General features: G+C 63.2%; 18 protein-coding genes. 6 read left to right on the forward strand and 12 right to left on the reverse strand.

Annotated elements, in window-relative coordinates; genetic code table 11:
• Positions 1-226 (forward strand): hypothetical protein (locus F1735_RS29805; protein ID WP_222853114.1); only part of this gene is annotated, 226 nt, incomplete at its 5' end.
• Between the two features lie 168 nt (positions 227-394).
• Here F1735_RS29805 and F1735_RS29810 read toward each other — a convergent pair.
• On the reverse strand, positions 395-1237 hold the full coding sequence (locus F1735_RS29810; RefSeq protein ID WP_167240297.1) for a hypothetical protein: 843 nt from the start codon (positions 1235-1237) through the stop codon (positions 395-397).
• Positions 1238-1463: 226 nt separating this feature from the next.
• On the opposite strand from F1735_RS29810, the gene F1735_RS29815 reads away from it, so the two are divergent.
• Positions 1464-1700 (forward strand): hypothetical protein, encoded by a 237-nt coding sequence (locus F1735_RS29815; RefSeq protein WP_167240298.1) that lies wholly within the window; start codon positions 1464-1466, stop codon positions 1698-1700.
• Between the two features lie 40 nt (positions 1701-1740).
• Here the strand turns inward: F1735_RS29815 and F1735_RS29820 are convergent, their stop codons facing one another.
• Positions 1741-3102, reverse strand: coding sequence for a sodium-dependent transporter (locus F1735_RS29820; protein ID WP_167240299.1), 1362 nt, complete (start codon positions 3100-3102; stop codon positions 1741-1743).
• 124 nt (positions 3103-3226) lie between these two features.
• Between F1735_RS29820 and F1735_RS29825 the strand changes: the two genes are divergently transcribed.
• From F1735_RS29825 to F1735_RS29840, 4 genes are all read left to right on the forward strand, one after another.
• On the forward strand, positions 3227-3916 hold the full coding sequence (locus F1735_RS29825) for a response regulator transcription factor (protein WP_167240300.1): 690 nt from the start codon (positions 3227-3229) through the stop codon (positions 3914-3916).
• Complete coding sequence (locus F1735_RS29830) at positions 3903-5156, forward strand: sensor histidine kinase (protein ID WP_167240301.1); 1254 nt, start codon at positions 3903-3905, stop codon at positions 5154-5156. Before F1735_RS29825 ends, F1735_RS29830 begins: the two co-directional genes overlap by 14 nt.
• Positions 5157-5242: 86 nt before the next feature.
• Positions 5243-6883: a phosphoethanolamine transferase gene (locus F1735_RS29835; RefSeq protein WP_167240302.1), complete on the forward strand. Its 1641-nt coding sequence runs from the start codon at positions 5243-5245 to the stop codon at positions 6881-6883.
• The gene (locus F1735_RS29840) at positions 6873-7583 is read left to right on the forward strand and encodes a phosphatase PAP2 family protein (RefSeq protein WP_167240303.1); all 711 of its coding nucleotides are present in this window, start codon (positions 6873-6875) and stop codon (positions 7581-7583) included. The genes F1735_RS29835 and F1735_RS29840 overlap by 11 nt, the downstream gene beginning before the upstream one ends.
• A gap of 35 nt (positions 7584-7618) precedes the next feature.
• On the opposite strand, the gene F1735_RS38340 is transcribed toward F1735_RS29840, so the two are convergent.
• The 10 genes from F1735_RS38340 to F1735_RS37955 all read right to left on the reverse strand — a co-directional run bounded on the left by F1735_RS38340 (position 7619) and on the right by F1735_RS37955 (position 15017).
• On the reverse strand, positions 7619-7834 hold the full coding sequence (locus tag F1735_RS38340) for a hypothetical protein (protein WP_373888602.1): 216 nt from the start codon (positions 7832-7834) through the stop codon (positions 7619-7621).
• Between the two features lie 3 nt (positions 7835-7837).
• On the reverse strand, positions 7838-8092 hold the full coding sequence (locus tag F1735_RS29845) for a hypothetical protein (RefSeq protein ID WP_167240304.1): 255 nt from the start codon (positions 8090-8092) through the stop codon (positions 7838-7840).
• A complete protein-coding gene (locus F1735_RS29850) occupies positions 8089-8571 on the reverse strand; it encodes a Rap1a/Tai family immunity protein (RefSeq protein WP_167240305.1) in 483 nt (160 codons plus the stop codon). Before F1735_RS29850 ends, F1735_RS29845 begins: the two co-directional genes overlap by 4 nt.
• Positions 8572-8692: 121 nt before the next feature.
• Positions 8693-9544, reverse strand: a complete 852-nt coding sequence (locus F1735_RS29855; RefSeq protein ID WP_167240306.1) for an alpha/beta hydrolase — start codon at positions 9542-9544, stop codon at positions 8693-8695.
• Positions 9544-9888 (reverse strand): DUF1840 domain-containing protein, encoded by a 345-nt coding sequence (locus F1735_RS29860; protein ID WP_167240307.1) that lies wholly within the window; start codon positions 9886-9888, stop codon positions 9544-9546. Before F1735_RS29860 ends, F1735_RS29855 begins: the two co-directional genes overlap by 1 nt.
• A 110-nt stretch (positions 9889-9998) precedes the next feature.
• Positions 9999-11552 carry a putative ABC transporter permease subunit gene (locus tag F1735_RS29865; protein ID WP_167240308.1) on the reverse strand — a complete coding sequence of 518 codons (1554 nt, stop codon included), beginning with the start codon at positions 11550-11552 and terminating at the stop codon, positions 9999-10001.
• Positions 11552-12289 carry an ABC transporter ATP-binding protein gene (locus tag F1735_RS29870; RefSeq protein ID WP_167240309.1) on the reverse strand — a complete coding sequence of 246 codons (738 nt, stop codon included), beginning with the start codon at positions 12287-12289 and terminating at the stop codon, positions 11552-11554. The genes F1735_RS29865 and F1735_RS29870 overlap by 1 nt, the downstream gene beginning before the upstream one ends.
• On the reverse strand, positions 12286-13557 hold the full coding sequence (locus tag F1735_RS29875) for an MFS transporter (RefSeq protein WP_167240310.1): 1272 nt from the start codon (positions 13555-13557) through the stop codon (positions 12286-12288). The genes F1735_RS29870 and F1735_RS29875 overlap by 4 nt, the downstream gene beginning before the upstream one ends.
• Positions 13558-13573: 16 nt before the next feature.
• Complete coding sequence (locus tag F1735_RS29880) at positions 13574-14119, reverse strand: hypothetical protein (RefSeq protein ID WP_167240311.1); 546 nt, start codon at positions 14117-14119, stop codon at positions 13574-13576.
• 79 nt (positions 14120-14198) lie between these two features.
• Positions 14199-15017, reverse strand: a complete 819-nt coding sequence (locus tag F1735_RS37955) for a class I SAM-dependent methyltransferase (RefSeq protein ID WP_167240312.1) — start codon at positions 15015-15017, stop codon at positions 14199-14201.
• Positions 15018-15481 lie beyond the last annotated feature (464 nt).

Consider the following 15481-nt stretch of genomic DNA (forward strand, 5'->3'; position numbering starts at 1 on the left):
GAACAGGACCGTGAAACGATTTTACGCCGATGATAGTGCTGCAACCAGTGTGAAAGTAGGTCATCGTCAGGCTAGTTATAAGAAGAAAACCCCGCAGAAATGTGGGGTTTTTTTTCGTCCGCGTTTTCTTCGTATTCATCGCGAAGTTTTCTTTGAAAATGGATTGCTCATGTTGATCGACTTCCACTTTTCCCGCCACGACAGCGAAGAGCTCGCCCTGCCATGATCCGCATGTTCATCCACAGCGCAATGGCGCCTGCCCCGGCAAACAGCGCCGACATGAGCCAGCCGACCAACAGAAATGAACGGCTTTTGCCTTAGGTAGCGATCGGTGGGCCCGGCGCGTGTACGGCTCGTCCTTGTTCGACGTGTGTTATTGCTCGCTTTCGCCGGCTTATTGTGGCGTAGGTCGCGTGGAGTGGAAGTGTTGAAGACCCCTGAGGACGCCAATCAGCACATCGAATGACAGGACAGCATGGGCGTGCATGGTATGAAAAACAGCGCCATCCCTGTCCATGATTGTTGCTTTTTGGAGCCAGAAACTGAGGTGAATATCGCCGATGCGGTCGATGGCGATGCTCTTGTCTCCGATTGTCAGTTGGTGCTTGTTCACCTTTAGCTCGGAAACCCGGGAAGTCATCAGCGTGTTTTTCTTCATCCAAAACCAACGCGTAAAATAGCGGAACACCACCGTGTGACCATGCAGCGTTTGTTGAAACAAGTTCGCAAAGCGTTCCATCATGTGCCGGCGGTGCAACTCTTTTAGAACGGCGGACTGTTCCGGGTAGTTACCGAGAAAAATCCATGGTGTCCGGGGTGAAATGCGAAAGGCCAGGGCGATGCCATTGTTGGAAAACACATCCTCGATATCGCAATACAGGGCAGTCTGCTCCCCATCGCGATTGCATGTACGGATGCCATGCTCGAACAGATAATATGCCGGTTGCGCCGCATTCAGGTGCCGGACGAGATATCCCAAGCCAATGCCCAGCGCCATGGCGGAAAACCCGAACGCGTACAACGCGTAGACAACGCTGTCGGATGCGTTATCAGGGTGTTTCTGTGTGGCCAGCCCGAATACGAACACCCCGAATGCAAACAGGAGCGCAGCCACGCACCATCCGACGTTTGCTGCTGGAAAGCCTTTATCGTAGCTGGTCATCAGCGCCCCCAGTGCGCATGCATCCCTTGCTGGGGCGGCTTGAGCTTGGCTGGTTTGTACTTGTTGTTGTGTCATCGTTCGCTCTCGTGGTTCATGCTTGATGGCCCGCGAAGCGACCTGATGATACATAGTGAAATGTGAGCGCCGATTTTACCAAGCCGGGAGGTTGACCGGCCGCTCATTTTCCGCCGCACTATTGCAATATCCGGCCGCCCTTGGAAGGCGATTTTCTGGTCAATTGGCGCGTCAAAACGGGCGATGGGAAAGTCTGGCCAGTGAGAAAACAGGAAGGAATAGACACATGCATCCCAGAAAATCAGCCACCATCGACCCGCTTATGCACTGTTCCGTTGCAGAACTCATGCGCATCAACATCGAGGAGGGTCTCGTCACTCGCCCGCCAATGCCCGGCTTGCACGACTTTTCCAGCGCTACGCTGATCGAACACGGCTTCGACCCCATCGGTGACTATGCACGCCTGCCTGGCGCGCTTGTTCGGCAGCGCCTATCGCGAGGGGCGGCTCATTCCAGCTCGTGACAGCGCATGACAAGCATGTTGGCCACGCCTGCCGCGCCCCTTACAACACCTTCAAGCCTTTGAGCATGACCAGCAAAATCAGCAAGGGCGACACATAGCGCAGCAAAAACAGTACCACGCGCGCGCTCGCCCCGTTGGACAGCGTGCCTTTGTTCGATATGGCATCGTTGAATCGGTCCGCACCCCATACCCAGCCGGCAAACAGCGCGAGCAAAATGCCTCCCAGCGGCAGCAGGATATTCGATGACACAAAATCGAACAGGTCGAACAGATTCAGGCCGAACACCTTGACGCCGGACAGTATGCTATTGGTCAGCGCGCAGGTGGAACCGAGCAGCATCAGGCAGGCGATCGTGATCAGGGTCGCCTTCGGACGGCTCATGCCAAGGCGCTCGTGCAAAATCACCACCGGCACCTCCATCAGCGACAGCATCGCTCCGGTCGCCGCCACCGCCGCCAGCACGAAGAAAACGATCATCAAGAAGTGGCCACCCGGAATTTGCGAGAACACGGCGGGAATCGTCATGAAGACCAGCGCGGGACCGGCCGATGGTTCAAATCCGAAGGTAAATACCGCCGGGAAAATCGCGATCCCCGCCAGCATGGAAACGCACAGATCGGCGGTCATGACCCGCAAGGCTGTCTGCGGAATATTCTGATCGTCGCGAAAGTAAGAACCGTAGGTCATCATCGTTCCCATCCCCAGCGATAGCTTGAAAAACGCCAGGCCCATGGCCGTCAACACCACGCCAGCACTGATCTTGCTGAAGTCCGGGCGCAGCAGGAACGCCAGGCCGTCAGCGGCTTTCTCCAGCGACAGGCTGACCCCGCACAGCAACAGCAGCAGTACGAACAGGACCGGCATGAGTTTTTTGGTCAGCCCTTCAATGCCCTTGGTTACGCCAAGCAGCAAAATGCCGCCGATAAACGCCAGCACGAACCATTGCCACAACAACGATTGAACCGGATCGCCGATCAGCGCGCCGAAAGCGCTTTCCGCCACGCGCCGCTCGCTGCTGAGTATGGAACCGTCGATGGCCTTGACGACATACGCAAACACCCACGCGACCACTTCGGAATAGAACGACAGGATCAGGAACGCCGCAGCCATGCCCGCCACGCCGATCAGCCACCACGGCGCCTTGCCCGGGTTTAAGCGCTGCAGCGCAGTGATCGGATTGGCCTTGGCCGCGCGCCCCATCGTGATTTCCGCGATCATGACCGGGATACCGACCACCAATGTGCAGAGCACATAGATCAGCAAAAAGCCGGCGCCGCCGTTGGCGCCCGTCAGATAGGGGAATTTCCAGATATTGCCAAGGCCAACGGCCGAGCCGAGCGTCGCCGCCAATACGCCAAAACTGGAACTGAAACCGCCGCGCTTGCTGGAATCCTGAGTCATTGCTGCCATCTGCCACATCGAAAAAAGGCAATGATTGTAGCAGTTGGGAACCTGCGCAGTCTCGCCCATGCCCGCCGCAGGCCGGTCCCGCCCCCCCACAGCCGCAGTGGACTAGAATAGCCCCATGCGCATCCTCATCATCGAAGACAATCCCGACATCGTGGCCAACCTGTACGGTTTCCTGGAACCGAAGGGCTACATCCTCGACTCGGCCGCCAACGGCTATGCCGGCCTGGCGCTGGCCGCCCAGAACACCTATGACGTTGTGGTTCTCGATGTCATGCTGCCCGGCCTGACCGGCCTGGATATCTGCCAAAAACTCCGTGGCGAACTCAAAAGCAACATCCCGGTCCTGATGCTGACCGCGCGCGACACCTTGCAAGACAAGGTCGCCGGCTTCGACAGCGGCGCCGACGATTACCTGGTCAAACCATTTTCCCTGGTCGAACTCGACATCCGCCTGAAGGCCTTGCTGCGCCGCGCCAACGGCGCCGTCGGTGGCGCCGCCATCCTGCGCGTCGGCGAGCTGAGCTTCAATACGGGTACCTACGAAGCGGCCCGCGCCGGCATCCCGCTGGCCTTGACCAAAACCGGCTACACCATCCTCAAACGCCTGATGCGCGAGGCGCCCAACGTGGTGCCGCGCCACATGATCGAACAAGCGGTCTGGGGCGACGACCGCCCCGACAGCGATGCCCTGCGCACCCATATTCATGCCCTGCGCCAGGCGCTCGACAAACCGTTTCCTTTTCCCATGCTGCGCACCGTCCCCGGACTCGGCTTCAAACTGGTGAGCACCGATGAAGCCGCCTGATTCCCTGCGCCGCCGCATCGCCGTCGCCTACCTGCTGTTCGCGCTCGGCTCCTCGCTCTTTTTAGCGGCCATCGCCATCGTCGCGGTCGAAGGCATCGAGGTCCACCTGGTCGATAATCGCCTTGCCGAGGCCGCCGCCTGGGCCGCACCGCGCCACGCCGGCGGCTTACCGGTCGGTATGCCCGCCGGCCTGAGTTTTCACCACGGCAACGCCATTCCCCCGCCGCTGCGCAACTTGCCGGAAGGCGTAGGCGAAGTCCATGTCGACGGCATCGGCTTGCACGTTCTTGCGGGCAAGGATGATGCCGGCAATTATGTGGTGGTCGACCACGAAAGCGATTACGAAAAGATCGAACTGGTCGTCTATTCGATGTTCGGTGTCGGTTTTATCGGGATCATGCTGTTTTCGCTGTTTTTGGGCCGCTTCATCGGGCGTCGCTTCGTGACCCCGATTACCACCCTGGCTGCGGCCGTGCGCGAAAGCTCCACCGAATTGCCGCTGCTCGAACGCAGCGACGAACTCGGCGTGCTGGCGCGCGCCTTCGCCGCCCACACCAGCGAGCTGCGCACCTACCTCGAGCGCGAGCGCCTGTTCACGGGCGACGTCAGCCACGAATTGCGCACGCCGCTGACCGTGATCACGGGCGCGGCCGAAATCATCCTTGCCCAGCCGGATGCCAATCCGGCCACCGCCGCCGCGGCCGAGCGTATCCTGCGCGCCGCCAATGAGGCGTCGGCCTGCGTCAACGTGCTGCTGACCCTGGCGCGTTCGCGCGACCGCATCGCCCATCCCGTCACCAGCGTCGACCAGATCGCCCGCGCCGAAACCGAGCGCGCCCAGTCGCTGGTCGCCGGCAAGCCGGTCGCGCTGCGCTTCCTCGGCGGTCCCGCCTTCGCCATCGCCGCGCCGCCCGAGTTGCTGGTGGCGGCCGTCGGCAACCTGATCCGCAATGCCTGCCAGTACACCGGGCAGGGCGAGGTCTCGGTCCGGCTTGGCGCCGAATCGGTGCTGGTCGAAGATACCGGCCCCGGCCTGCCATTGGCCGTGCGCGCCATCTTCGACCCGGCCCAGGGCGCCGCGCCGGCGGCGCTGGCGAAAGGTTCCGCAGGCGCGGGCCTCGGCCTGGCCCTGGTGCGTCGCATCTGCGAATATCTGGGAGCAACGTTGTATTTTAGTGAACGCGAGGGCGGTGGCAGCATATTTACGATAAGCTTCAATACGGATTTAACGAAATCTTAACGTGCAGTTCACATCGACATGATGTGCTCAACAGTATCTTGAGTACCGGACCATCGTGCCAGAAGGCGCGTCCACTGGAGACTTCGTTGAAACTGAACACCGCCCCGCGCATTCATGCGTCCTTGCTCATCCTGGGCGCCTCGGTGTTCCTGCTCACCGCCTACAACGGCAACTTCTGGCGCACGTTTTTCAGCGCTACCGGCGGCGTCGGGCTGTCGCAACTGCCGCTGCACCTGGGCAGTTTCGCCTTGCTGGTGCTCTTGTTCAATGCCTGCCTGAACCTCATCAATTTTCGTTTCATCGTCAAGCCCTTGCTGGTCGTGCTGTTCCTCGCCACCTCGGCCACCTACTACTTCATGAACGAGTACGGCACCGCGATCGACAAGTCGATGATCCAGAACTTGCTCGAAACCGATGTCCACGAAGCCCTCGAATTGCTGAACTGGAAGCTGCTGCTGACCATCACCTTGCTCGGTATCGTGCCTTCGCTGCTGGTGTGGCGCACGCAGATCCTGTTTTGCGCGGGCAAGCGTGGCCTGGTGCTGCAGGCCGCCAACATCGGCGGCTCCTTGCTGGTCGCGGCGATTTTGCTGTTCTTGTTCTTCAAAAGCCTGGCGCCCGCGCTGCGCGAGCACCGCGAACTACGCTATTTGCTGGCGCCGACGAATTACATCCAGGCCATCAACGGCTACGTCAAGCAGCGCCGCGCCCAGGCGCTGATCGTCGCGCCGCTGGGCATGGACGCGACCAAGCGCGCCAGCGCAGGCGGCAACAGCGAACGTTCGGTCACCCTGATCGTGGTCGGCGAAACCGCGCGCGCCGCCAATTTTTCGCTCAACGGCTACGCCCGTCTCACCAATCCCCAACTGTCGCAACAAGCTGACTTGCTCAACTTCACCGATGTGCAATCGTGCGGCACGGCCACGGCGGTGTCGGTGCCCTGCGTGTTTTCAGCCTTGGGCCGCGAAAACTATTCAGACGACAAGGCCTATTCGCAGCAGGGCTTGCTCGACGTGCTGTCGCATGCCGGTTTCGGCGTCCTGTGGCGCGACAATAATTCTGGCTGTAAAGGGACCTGCGACCGGATCGATGTCGAAGACCTGTCGAAAGCCGATCCCGGCAACAAATGGTGTGTCGACGACGAATGCTACGACGAACGCTTGCTCGACGGCTTGCCCGAGCTGATCCGCAAGGCGCGCAAGGACCTGGTCATCGTCCTGCACCAGAAAGGCAGCCACGGCCCCGCGTACTGGAAACGCGCGCCCGCCGCCTTCCAGCGCTTCGGCCCGGTGTGCCGGACCAACCAGCTCGAATCGTGCTCGCGCGAATCGATCGTGGCCGCCTACGACAACTCGATCCTGTACACCGACCACTTCCTCAACCAGGCCATCGAATTGCTCAAGGCCAGCGGCGAGAAGGAACAGGTCAATACCGCCATGCTGTATTTTTCCGATCATGGCGAATCGCTCGGCGAACACAATATGTATCTGCACGGAGCGCCGTATGTGATTTCCCCGGCCGAGCAGCGCGCAGTGCCGTTCATGCTGTGGCTGTCGGAGGGCTTCCGTTCGCGCTTCCATATCGACCAGCGCTGCCTGGCGGCGCGCACCGGGCAATCGTTCTCGCACGACAATGTATTCCATTCGGTGCTGGGCATGCACCGCATCAGCACGGCCGTCTACAATCCGGGCCTCGACATCTTCGGGCCGTGTACGCATGAGTCGTAAGCGGCTGGTCCTGGCGCTGGCGGGCAGCGCACTGGCGATCGGATGGATCAACGCCTTCACCGACCTCGACCTGATACTGGCGCAAGCCATGTTCGATCCGGCCAGCGGCACTTTTCCTTGGCGCCATGCGTGGTTTGCCGAAACGGTCAGTCATGTCTGGGCCAAGGCGGCATTGCTGACCCTGGCGGGCGGCATGGTGCTGACCGCCTTGTTCGACCTGCTCTGGCCACGCGCGGCCTGGACCACGCCTTTCCGCCTGCGCCTGCGCGTGGTGGCGCTGTCGGCGCTGCTGGCGCCATCCTGGATCAGCGCGCTGAAATATATGAGCACCTCGCATTGCCCGTGGGACCTGGCGCTGTTCGGCGGCAGCGAAACCTATGTGCGCCTGTTCCAGTCGGCCTTGCCGTACGCCTCGCTTGGCCACTGCATGCCGGCCGGCCACGCGTCGAGCGCGCTGTGGCTGGTGTCCCTGGCGGTGTTCTGGCTGCCGCACCGGCCGCGCACGGCGCTGCGCGTGGGCGCGGCCATGCTCGGCCTCGGTTTTGCGCTGGGCTGGATGCAGCAGTTGCGCGGCGCCCACTTTCTCACCCATACGCTCTGGTCGATGTGGTGGACCTGCCTGATCGTCAGCCTGTTGTACCTGTTTCTGACCGAGCGCAAGTGTTTGCTTGGCCGACCTGCGCCTGTGCACCTTTCTTGATGCCGAGGTCTGCCCGCGCCAGTGCCAATGAAACGCTAGAGCAGCGGCCAGAACCAGATCTCGCGGGCGAAGAAAGGACATTGCATCGCGCAGTCATGAAATCCCTTGCCATCCGGGCTGACGAGATCGATATGTCCCTGCGCAGTCTGGTTGATTCCCCAGAAAGAAACCACCCCGGTCCTGTTGCCAATGCCACGCAGGGCATATTCATCATTCTTGAAGACCTCGGGCTGTCCCCACTGCCGTTTCAGCCATTACGACAGCTTGGCTTGGGACGGTTCGACGTTTTTACCGGCCAAGGTTCCAGATTTGATTCTGAGCCAGCCGGCCACGGCGACCTCCGCCCCGTTCAGGGCAACGCTCATCCTGATGGCGCACGTATCGTGGAACGCCGGTTTGTTTTTCAGGTCGGCCCACCCTAACTGATCGTAAAGCTTGTCACGGTCAAGGAGTTCTCTGCGCGGGTAGCTCTTGAAAAGAAAAGCAAATGCGGGCTTCACGGTCTTCATGGTGAATTCCGGACCGAAGCGCACGGAAAGCGCTCGTGCAATACCTTGATGACCAAGGGGGCAGCAGGGCCTTTGAGCTGCGCGGGCGTCAGTTTTTTGAGTGCCGAGGCGACATCGTCGTTCAACTCCTTCCACAAGGTGCCGGTAAAGCACCACTGCACACCTTCGCTCGCGTCCCTGACGCCATTGATGTAGCCACGCGCCGTTTGGTGCTTGATGACATCAGCGCCCTTGAGGAAAGGATCGTCATTTTCGCGCGGCGGCCCCATGAAGTTGCGCAGCAATTGTTCGCCTGTGACGACGCTTGGATTGGACAACGTGGCCGAGATGGCGCTCGCCTGGCCGAAAACAGCGGCGCCTGCCACGCACATCCAGATGAGCGAGCCGATGACACCCCTGCCGCTCGTGGGGGGCAGGCAAGCGCGCGTGCTCAGCCCGCTCCGCTTGCGTTGGGTAGGGTCATACGCGTCAGTTGTCATACAGTCTCCAATTTATGAAATATTATATATAATACAACATGAATTGGCAGCATGCCACCCCAATACGCGCCGCAACCTTGATCTGTCGGCACGGACACCGTGCAGCGCAACGCCTTCTCGGCTAATTGTGTGAGGCGTCCTGGGCGGCGAGCCAGGCGCGCAGGTCCGCCAGCGGGCGGGCCGCGTCGAGCTCGTTGAAAATTTCGTGATACATGCCGTCGTACACATGCAGTTGACCCAGGCCGGGCGGCAAGTGCGCGGCGAAACGGCGCACACCGTCCGGGTCGACCAGGTGATCGTCGCCGGCCGCGAGCAACAGCGCCGGCACCGTCAACTTGCCGGCGTGCGCATGGCAATATTCGATCGAACGCAGCATCGAGCGCATCAGGCGCGCGCTGATCCTGCCATGCACTAGCGGATCGGATCGATAGGCCGCTACGACGCGCGCATCGTGCGACAGCCAGCGCGGCGACAGGCCATTGGGCACCGCCAGCGACGGCGCCAGCGCATGCAAGGTATCGAGCAGCAGAAGTTGCAGGCGCGACAGGCGCAGCGCCAGGGCGGGCGAGGACAGTATCAGGCCGCGCAAGGGCGACACGCCGGACAGGGCGAAGCGCGCCGCGAACAGGCCGCCCATGCTGTGGCCGAACAAAAAGGGAGGTCGCCGGAAATGCCTGGCAAAATCGTCGATGACGATCTCGGCATCTTGCAGCAGCGGATCGCCGTTGATGACGTCGCCGCGTTTGCCTTGCGAGCGGCCATGACCGCGGTGGTCGTAGCAGCGCACCGACAGGCCGCAATCGTTGAAGAACGCGGCCAGGTGGCGATAGCGTCCGCTATGCTCGCCGAGGCCATGCATGATCACGACGCTGCCGCGCAGCGGCGCGGCCGGCAGCAGGTAGTCGCTGACATGCAGCAAGGTGCCGTCGGCGGCAGCGAGCTGGTGGCTGTGTTGCGCCACCAGCGCGGACATCAGACGCCCCAGACCACGTCGTGACCGCCGGCCTTGGCTGCGCGCAGCATTTCCACCAACGGATAAGCGCGGGTCGAAAAACTGACCGTCTGGATTTCTTCGTGGTTGGCGTCGTCGCCGTCTTCGTTGTGATGCGCATGGACATCGCGCTCGACATCTTCGGACACGGCATGCTGGCGGCTCTCGGCGATTTCTTGCTCGAGAACTTGCAGGGCATGCGGCGCTTCGGCTGCCGTGATGACACCCTGGTCGACGTTTTTATGGAGCAGGTCGAGGATGCGTTTTGCGTGTTCCTTGTACATCAAAACTTCTGATGCTGCTTTGGAGGTAAAGGTAATTAACATAGGAACTTTCTAATTAGGCGTACATAGTGAAACGATAACACGAACCGGCGCTTTCGGTCGTGACGATACGCGCCTTGCGCGTCACGTAGCGCGTCACCTCGTGCGCCGGATCAACCGGGTTTCACCCGGAAAAACCATGCCGTTGCCGCGAAGCCCATCAGCAGCAGCGTGGTCATGACGGTCCCGACCACGACCGACGCGTTCCAGCCGTGCGCCTGGCCGTACATCAAGATGAAACTCAGGCCTGCCCAGCCGGCGCCGGTGAGCAGTTCGAAGATGGTGCGGGCCAGGTTCGACTTGCCGCGCCGCTTGAAGTCGCCACGCGCGGCCGGCGGGCTGCACCATGCCACCACCAGCGCGCTGTTGCATGCGCACATGGTGCAGGTAAGCAGCATGATGGCCGCCGCGGCTGGCTGGCGCATGCCCAGCCAGCATAGCGGCAGCAACGCCACCGCCAGCGGCGGGATCGCCACCGCGGCCAGCTTGGCGCGCCGGATCGCGCCCTGGCTGCACGGGGCGCCGCGCAGCAGGTCGGGGGCGTCTTCGGCGGCGATCACGATCCAGGCCAGCGAGGAACTGAGCGTGCCGCATAAAAACACCAGCGCCGCCGCCACCGTCGGCAGCGAGACCTCGCGCCCGAACAGTAGCGGCATGAGCAAAGGCAGCATGTACATCAGTTGCAATCCCACCTGCGCGATCAGTTGCGGGTCGCGCCAGATCAGGCGCCATTCCTTGACGATGACGGTGCGCGCGAGACCGCGCCCGAAGCGCAGGCGCACGCCTCCCGCCGGCGCCCTGGCCACCCGCGCCGCGCCGGCGGCCTGCTGCACGCCGCGCACAAAAAAGCGATGCGTCAGGCGCGCCGTCAGCAGGAACACCGCGCCGCCCGTGGCGAGCATCAGCAAGGCCGGCAGCGGCATGCCCAGCGCCGCCCTGGCCGGCAGCCAGGCGATGCTGTCGACGCCGAGCGTGGCGCCTTCGTCGAACAGCGACGCCAGGCGCGTGACGATGCGCTGCACGTCCGGCCCGAACGAACTGTTAAATGCCTGCGTCAGCAAAAACACCGCGGCCCCCGACAGTGCGCCGAGCAGTTGCGCCGTCACGCGCGTGCGCCGCACGCCCAGCCAGCGCACCAGCCCCAGGGTGAGCAGCATCGCGACCGATGACGAGGTGAGCGCCATGCCGATGATGGCCGGGTAGATTCCCAGCCAGCGGAACTGCCCGAGCACGATGCCGGCATGCGCGAACGGCGCCAGGAAAAACAGGTACAGCGTGCAGCTGGTCGCCGCAATCGCCGCCAGGCGCACGTTGAACACGCTGGTTGACGGGATCGGCGACGACAGCAGCAGGTCGAGGTCGCGCCGCTCGAACAGCGCCGTCACGCTGGCATTGAGGCCGGTCGAGAGCATCACCGTGAAAATGCCGGCCATCAGTGCGCCGACCATCTTCAGCAGCGCATGCGCGGGCGGCCCGGCCGGGATCGTGGCGTGGCTCAGCGCCATGAACGCGAAGCCGTGCATCAGCGCGGCGAGGATCAGCCACACCGCGAGCGTCTTCTTGCCGATGCCCATGCTGGCCGCATCCTTGCGCATGCCCAGCATGTCGAACATGGCCAGGCGCAGCTCGTGCCGCAGCAGCCACAGGGCGCTGCCGGGACGCGCCATCAGCGTTTCCCCGTCAGCTGCAGGAACACGTCTTCCAGGGTGCCGCCCGCGGTCTGCGCGCGCAGCTGGTCGAGCGTGCCCTCGGCGATCAGGCGCCCGTGCTCGATGATGCCGATGCGCTGCGCCAGCCGTTCGGCCACTTCCAGGATGTGGGTGGTGAGGATGACGGTGCCGCCGCCGTCCACGTGCGCCAGCAGCAGGTCCTTGACCTGGCGCGCGGCGGCGGCATCGAGCCCGGTGAGCGGTTCGTCCAGGATGAGCAGGCGCGGTTCGTGGATCAGCGCCCCGGCCAGCGCGAGCTTTTGCTTCATCCCGCGCGAAAAGCCTTCGGTCAGTTCGTGCGCGTGCGCGGCCAGGTCCAGCCAGTCGAGCAGGCGGCGCGCGCGCGGCTCGGCTTCGTCGGCGTCGATGCCCCACAGGCCGGCCACGAATTCCAGGTATTCGGTGGGTTTCAGTTTGGCGTACAGCATCGGGTCGTCCGGCAGGTAGGCCATGTGGCGCTTGGCCGCCGCCGGGTCGAGCGCGAGGTCCACCCCGAGCACCTCGATGCGGCCGGCGTCGGGCGCCAGCAGGCCGGCCACCATGCGCAAGGTGGTGGTCTTGCCGGCGCCGTTGGGGCCGAGCAGCGCATACAGCTCGCCGCGCCGCACCGTCAGGTCCAGCTGGTCGACGGCCGGACGGCCGAAGTGCTTGCTCAGTGCCGTCAGCTTCAGGGCGGAGCCGCTGTCTTGGTTCATGGTCGTGCGTTTCCGGCTTGTGCGCGGTTGAAGGTGAAGAACGCCAGCGCGCCGGCCTGCAGCAGCACGGCGATGGCGAGGGTGGCGCGGAAGGCGTCGGGCGCCGAGGCGCCGTGTACCTTGAACAGGTCGACCGCCACCCCGAAGCCCCACTGGGTGGCAAAAGCGCCGATGAACAGTTGCAGGTTGTAGGCCGAGTTGAACAGTTGCAGGTTGTAGGCCGAGTTGGCGCGCCCCGCCAGCGCGGCCGGGAAGGCCAGCGCGACGTGCGACTGCACCAGGGTGGTGACCGGCACGCAGGCCGCCAGCAGCAACCAAAGCAGCCAGGCCAGCGGCGCACTGGTGGCCAGCATGGCCGCCTGCGCGGCCACCATGCCGCCAATCCCGAGGCCGATGATGCGGTGCGTGTTCCAGCCGCGCGCCACCAGCCGCGGCGCGGCCCAGCCAAGCGTCAGGTAGGACAGCAGCAGCACGGCATTGAATGCGAACAGGATGGCGCCGGTCTGCTGCGCGCTTTTGCCCAGCACGGTCGTCATCCACGGCCCGGCCCACAGGGTTTGCAGCGCGAAGAAAATGCCGTGATTGAGCAGGCCCGGCACGCCCATGCGCCAGAAATAGGCGCTGCCGAAAATGCGCCGGTAGCCGCCATCGGCAAGCGCGCCGCCACCCTTGGCCGCGCCGCTGTCGAACTGGCGTTCGACCTCGCGCAGCGAAAAGAAGATCGCGCCGGAGACCGCCAGCAGCAGGGCCGCGACCACCCAGAAAATGCCGCGCCAGCCGATCGCCGGCAGCGCCAGCGTCACCGGCACGGTGGCGCTGAGCGCGCCCGAGGTGCCGGCCACCAGCATCCAGCTGGCCAGTTGGCTCTGGCGTTCAAGCGGAAACCACTGGCGGTAGGCCTTGAAGGCGGCCATCAGGCAGGCCGACACGCCGATCCCGATCAGGGCGCGCCCGAGCCACAGGCCGGCCAGCGAACTGCTGCTCGCAAACACGGCCGCGCCCAGGGCGGCGCACAGCAACAGGGCCGATTCGGTGCGGCGCGCGCCGTATTTGTCGAGCCACACGCCGAGCGGCAGCTGCATGGCGCCGAAGGCGACGAAATAGGCCGACGAGAGCAGTCCCAGGTCGGCGTTCGACAAGCCTATCTCGGCCACCAGCGCCGGCGCGATGACGGCGTTGACCGCCCGCAGCGCGTACGACAGCAGGTAGCCCAGCGCAAAGCACAGGAACACGCGCGCCGCGCGCGCACCGCCCAGGGTCGCCGTCACGTGCCCGGTCACGTTCTTATTGCAGCTTGAACGAGGACATGAACATCTCGACCTGTTCCTGCGAGATGTCCTTTTCCTTGCCCATCACGATGACCTGGTAAAAGCGCTTGTTGCGCGACTCGAAATGGCCGACCAGGCGCATCGGCGCGCCTTTCTGCACGCCGGTGGCGTCGATGTCGATGGCGCTCGACCGCGCCGTGGCGCTGCCGGCGGCGGCCGAGGCCTTGCCCTGCTTTTCGCTGTTGATGGTGGCGCCGATATTGCGCACCAGCGCCGTCTTCATGGCCGCCACGGCCGCTTCGGCCTTGTCGGCGTCGGGCGCTTCGCCGCTGCCGACGGCGAACATGGTGCCGTTGACCTGGGCCGCGGTCATGGTCATCTTGACCGTCATGCCGTTCAGGTCGAGGTCGCGCGCGTGGGTGGCCGGTTTGTCGGGGAACATCACGCGGAAGGGCGCATCCTGGCTGCTGTAATCGCGCCAGTTGTATTGGGGGCTGCACGCGGCCAGCGCAAGGCTGGCGAGCAGGGTGACGATGAGGGGCTTGAAAGTAGAGATTCGCATGCGCCAATGTTAGCAGGAATGCGCAGCGTGCCGGGCGTGATGACGCGGCTTTGCCAGCCGGCTTTGCCAGCGTCGGTTGTCAGCGCGCTTTGCTGGTGCGCAGCAGCGCGTACATATTGTCGCTGAACGGGGTGGTGTCGAGCGCGTTCATGCGCACCACCTCCAGGCCGGCGCGCGCGGCGATCGCGCGCAGCGTCTTGGGGGTGAAGTAGTTGACGTGGTCGGGCCAGCGAAAACCGCTCCAGCGCGGCCCGCGGATTATCCGGTTGTAGCAGGCGAAGTTGGGTACCTTGACGATGATGGTGCCGTTCGCCTTGAGCCGCTTGCGGCAGTTTTCCAGCACTGCGAGCGGACTGGCTTCGTGTTCGAGGTAGGAGGCCATGACGATGATGTCGAAATAATCTTCCTCGAAACGCAGCACGCCGTCCTGGGCCGAGGCGTGTACGCAGCGTCCGCCCAAAGGGCGCAGCTTGTCGTCCGACAGGGTCGACAGCGCGCGCGAAATTTCCACCCCGTGCGGCGCGACCCGGCTGCGCAGCGCCGGCGGCAGCGAGGTCATCAGGGTTTGCAGCAGCTCGCCCCAACCGCAGCCGACGTCGAGCACGTTGATGCGGGCCGAGGGCGAGGCGGCGATCAGCTGGTTCAGGATGCCCAGCACCTTGTTGCGCTTGAGTACCTTGGCACGGAAGCGCTTGAGCATGGTACTGAAGGCATAGCGGATCGGCTCGGCCTGCTTGCGTGCGGCCGATTCCTTGCTGAAGGTCACTTCGTAGGCGTAGGTTTCGCTCAGTTCTTCATAGGCGGGCGGATTGGCCAGGAAGATGATCTCGGTCTCGGCGCATTGCTTGAGCACCCAGGGCGCCGGCGCATAGTCCAGATCATGTTCGCGACCCTGCACGGCCAGTAAAGGAGAAAAACGCTGAACCAAGATGGGTACCCCGACAAGGTTTGCTGGCCGCTGGCGGATGCTTGCGGGCACGGGGCTGCGCCGGGTCTGGCGCCGATGCCCGATGTGCATACTAACATCAGGAAATCTTCCGTGCATGCAATTTTGCAATCAGGTTTAACAACAGCTTGCACGCGAGGCGCGATGGCGCTGCGACCTGCCTGTCAGCTGGGCTGGAACGGTCGAGCCGGCGCCGCAATTGCTTGTTTGGGTGGACAAGCGTCCATCTTCACTGTGGCTTCGGTTCACGGATGATCAAGCATGTGGTGTGGGTCTGTTCCCTACTGTACGCCCCCTGTGTCAGACTACTTGTCGGGTGTGTTTTTGAACAAAGTATGTCGTGATCTTGAGCGTTGTAGTGGGGTTTTTAGGGTTCGTTCTTGTGCTGTACTTTTGACATCGTTTCCGGGAGCGGG

It is taken from the genome of Massilia genomosp. 1, assembly GCF_011682185.1.
Classification (GTDB): domain Bacteria; phylum Pseudomonadota; class Gammaproteobacteria; order Burkholderiales; family Burkholderiaceae_D; genus Telluria_A; species Telluria_A rubra.

What these genes read in the sequence shown, in the direction of transcription:
- F1735_RS29810 (WP_167240297.1), bottom strand. Translation starts at nt 1,237, where the DNA reads ATGACACAACAACAAGTACAAACCAGCCAAGCTCAAGCCGCCCCAGCA.
- F1735_RS29815 (WP_167240298.1), top strand. Translation starts at nt 1,464, where the DNA reads ATGCATCCCAGAAAATCAGCCACCATCGACCCGCTTATGCACTGTTCC.
- F1735_RS29820 (WP_167240299.1), bottom strand. Translation starts at nt 3,102, where the DNA reads ATGACTCAGGATTCCAGCAAGCGCGGCGGTTTCAGTTCCAGTTTTGGC.
- F1735_RS29825 (WP_167240300.1), top strand. Translation starts at nt 3,227, where the DNA reads ATGCGCATCCTCATCATCGAAGACAATCCCGACATCGTGGCCAACCTG.
- F1735_RS29830 (WP_167240301.1), top strand. Translation starts at nt 3,903, where the DNA reads ATGAAGCCGCCTGATTCCCTGCGCCGCCGCATCGCCGTCGCCTACCTG.
- F1735_RS29840 (WP_167240303.1), top strand. Translation starts at nt 6,873, where the DNA reads ATGAGTCGTAAGCGGCTGGTCCTGGCGCTGGCGGGCAGCGCACTGGCG.
- F1735_RS29845 (WP_167240304.1), bottom strand. Translation starts at nt 8,092, where the DNA reads ATGAAGACCGTGAAGCCCGCATTTGCTTTTCTTTTCAAGAGCTACCCG.
- F1735_RS29850 (WP_167240305.1), bottom strand. Translation starts at nt 8,571, where the DNA reads ATGACAACTGACGCGTATGACCCTACCCAACGCAAGCGGAGCGGGCTG.
- F1735_RS29855 (WP_167240306.1), bottom strand. Translation starts at nt 9,544, where the DNA reads ATGTCCGCGCTGGTGGCGCAACACAGCCACCAGCTCGCTGCCGCCGAC.
- F1735_RS29860 (WP_167240307.1), bottom strand. Translation starts at nt 9,888, where the DNA reads ATGTTAATTACCTTTACCTCCAAAGCAGCATCAGAAGTTTTGATGTAC.
- F1735_RS29865 (WP_167240308.1), bottom strand. Translation starts at nt 11,552, where the DNA reads ATGGCGCGTCCCGGCAGCGCCCTGTGGCTGCTGCGGCACGAGCTGCGC.
- F1735_RS29870 (WP_167240309.1), bottom strand. Translation starts at nt 12,289, where the DNA reads ATGAACCAAGACAGCGGCTCCGCCCTGAAGCTGACGGCACTGAGCAAG.
- F1735_RS29880 (WP_167240311.1), bottom strand. Translation starts at nt 14,119, where the DNA reads ATGCGAATCTCTACTTTCAAGCCCCTCATCGTCACCCTGCTCGCCAGC.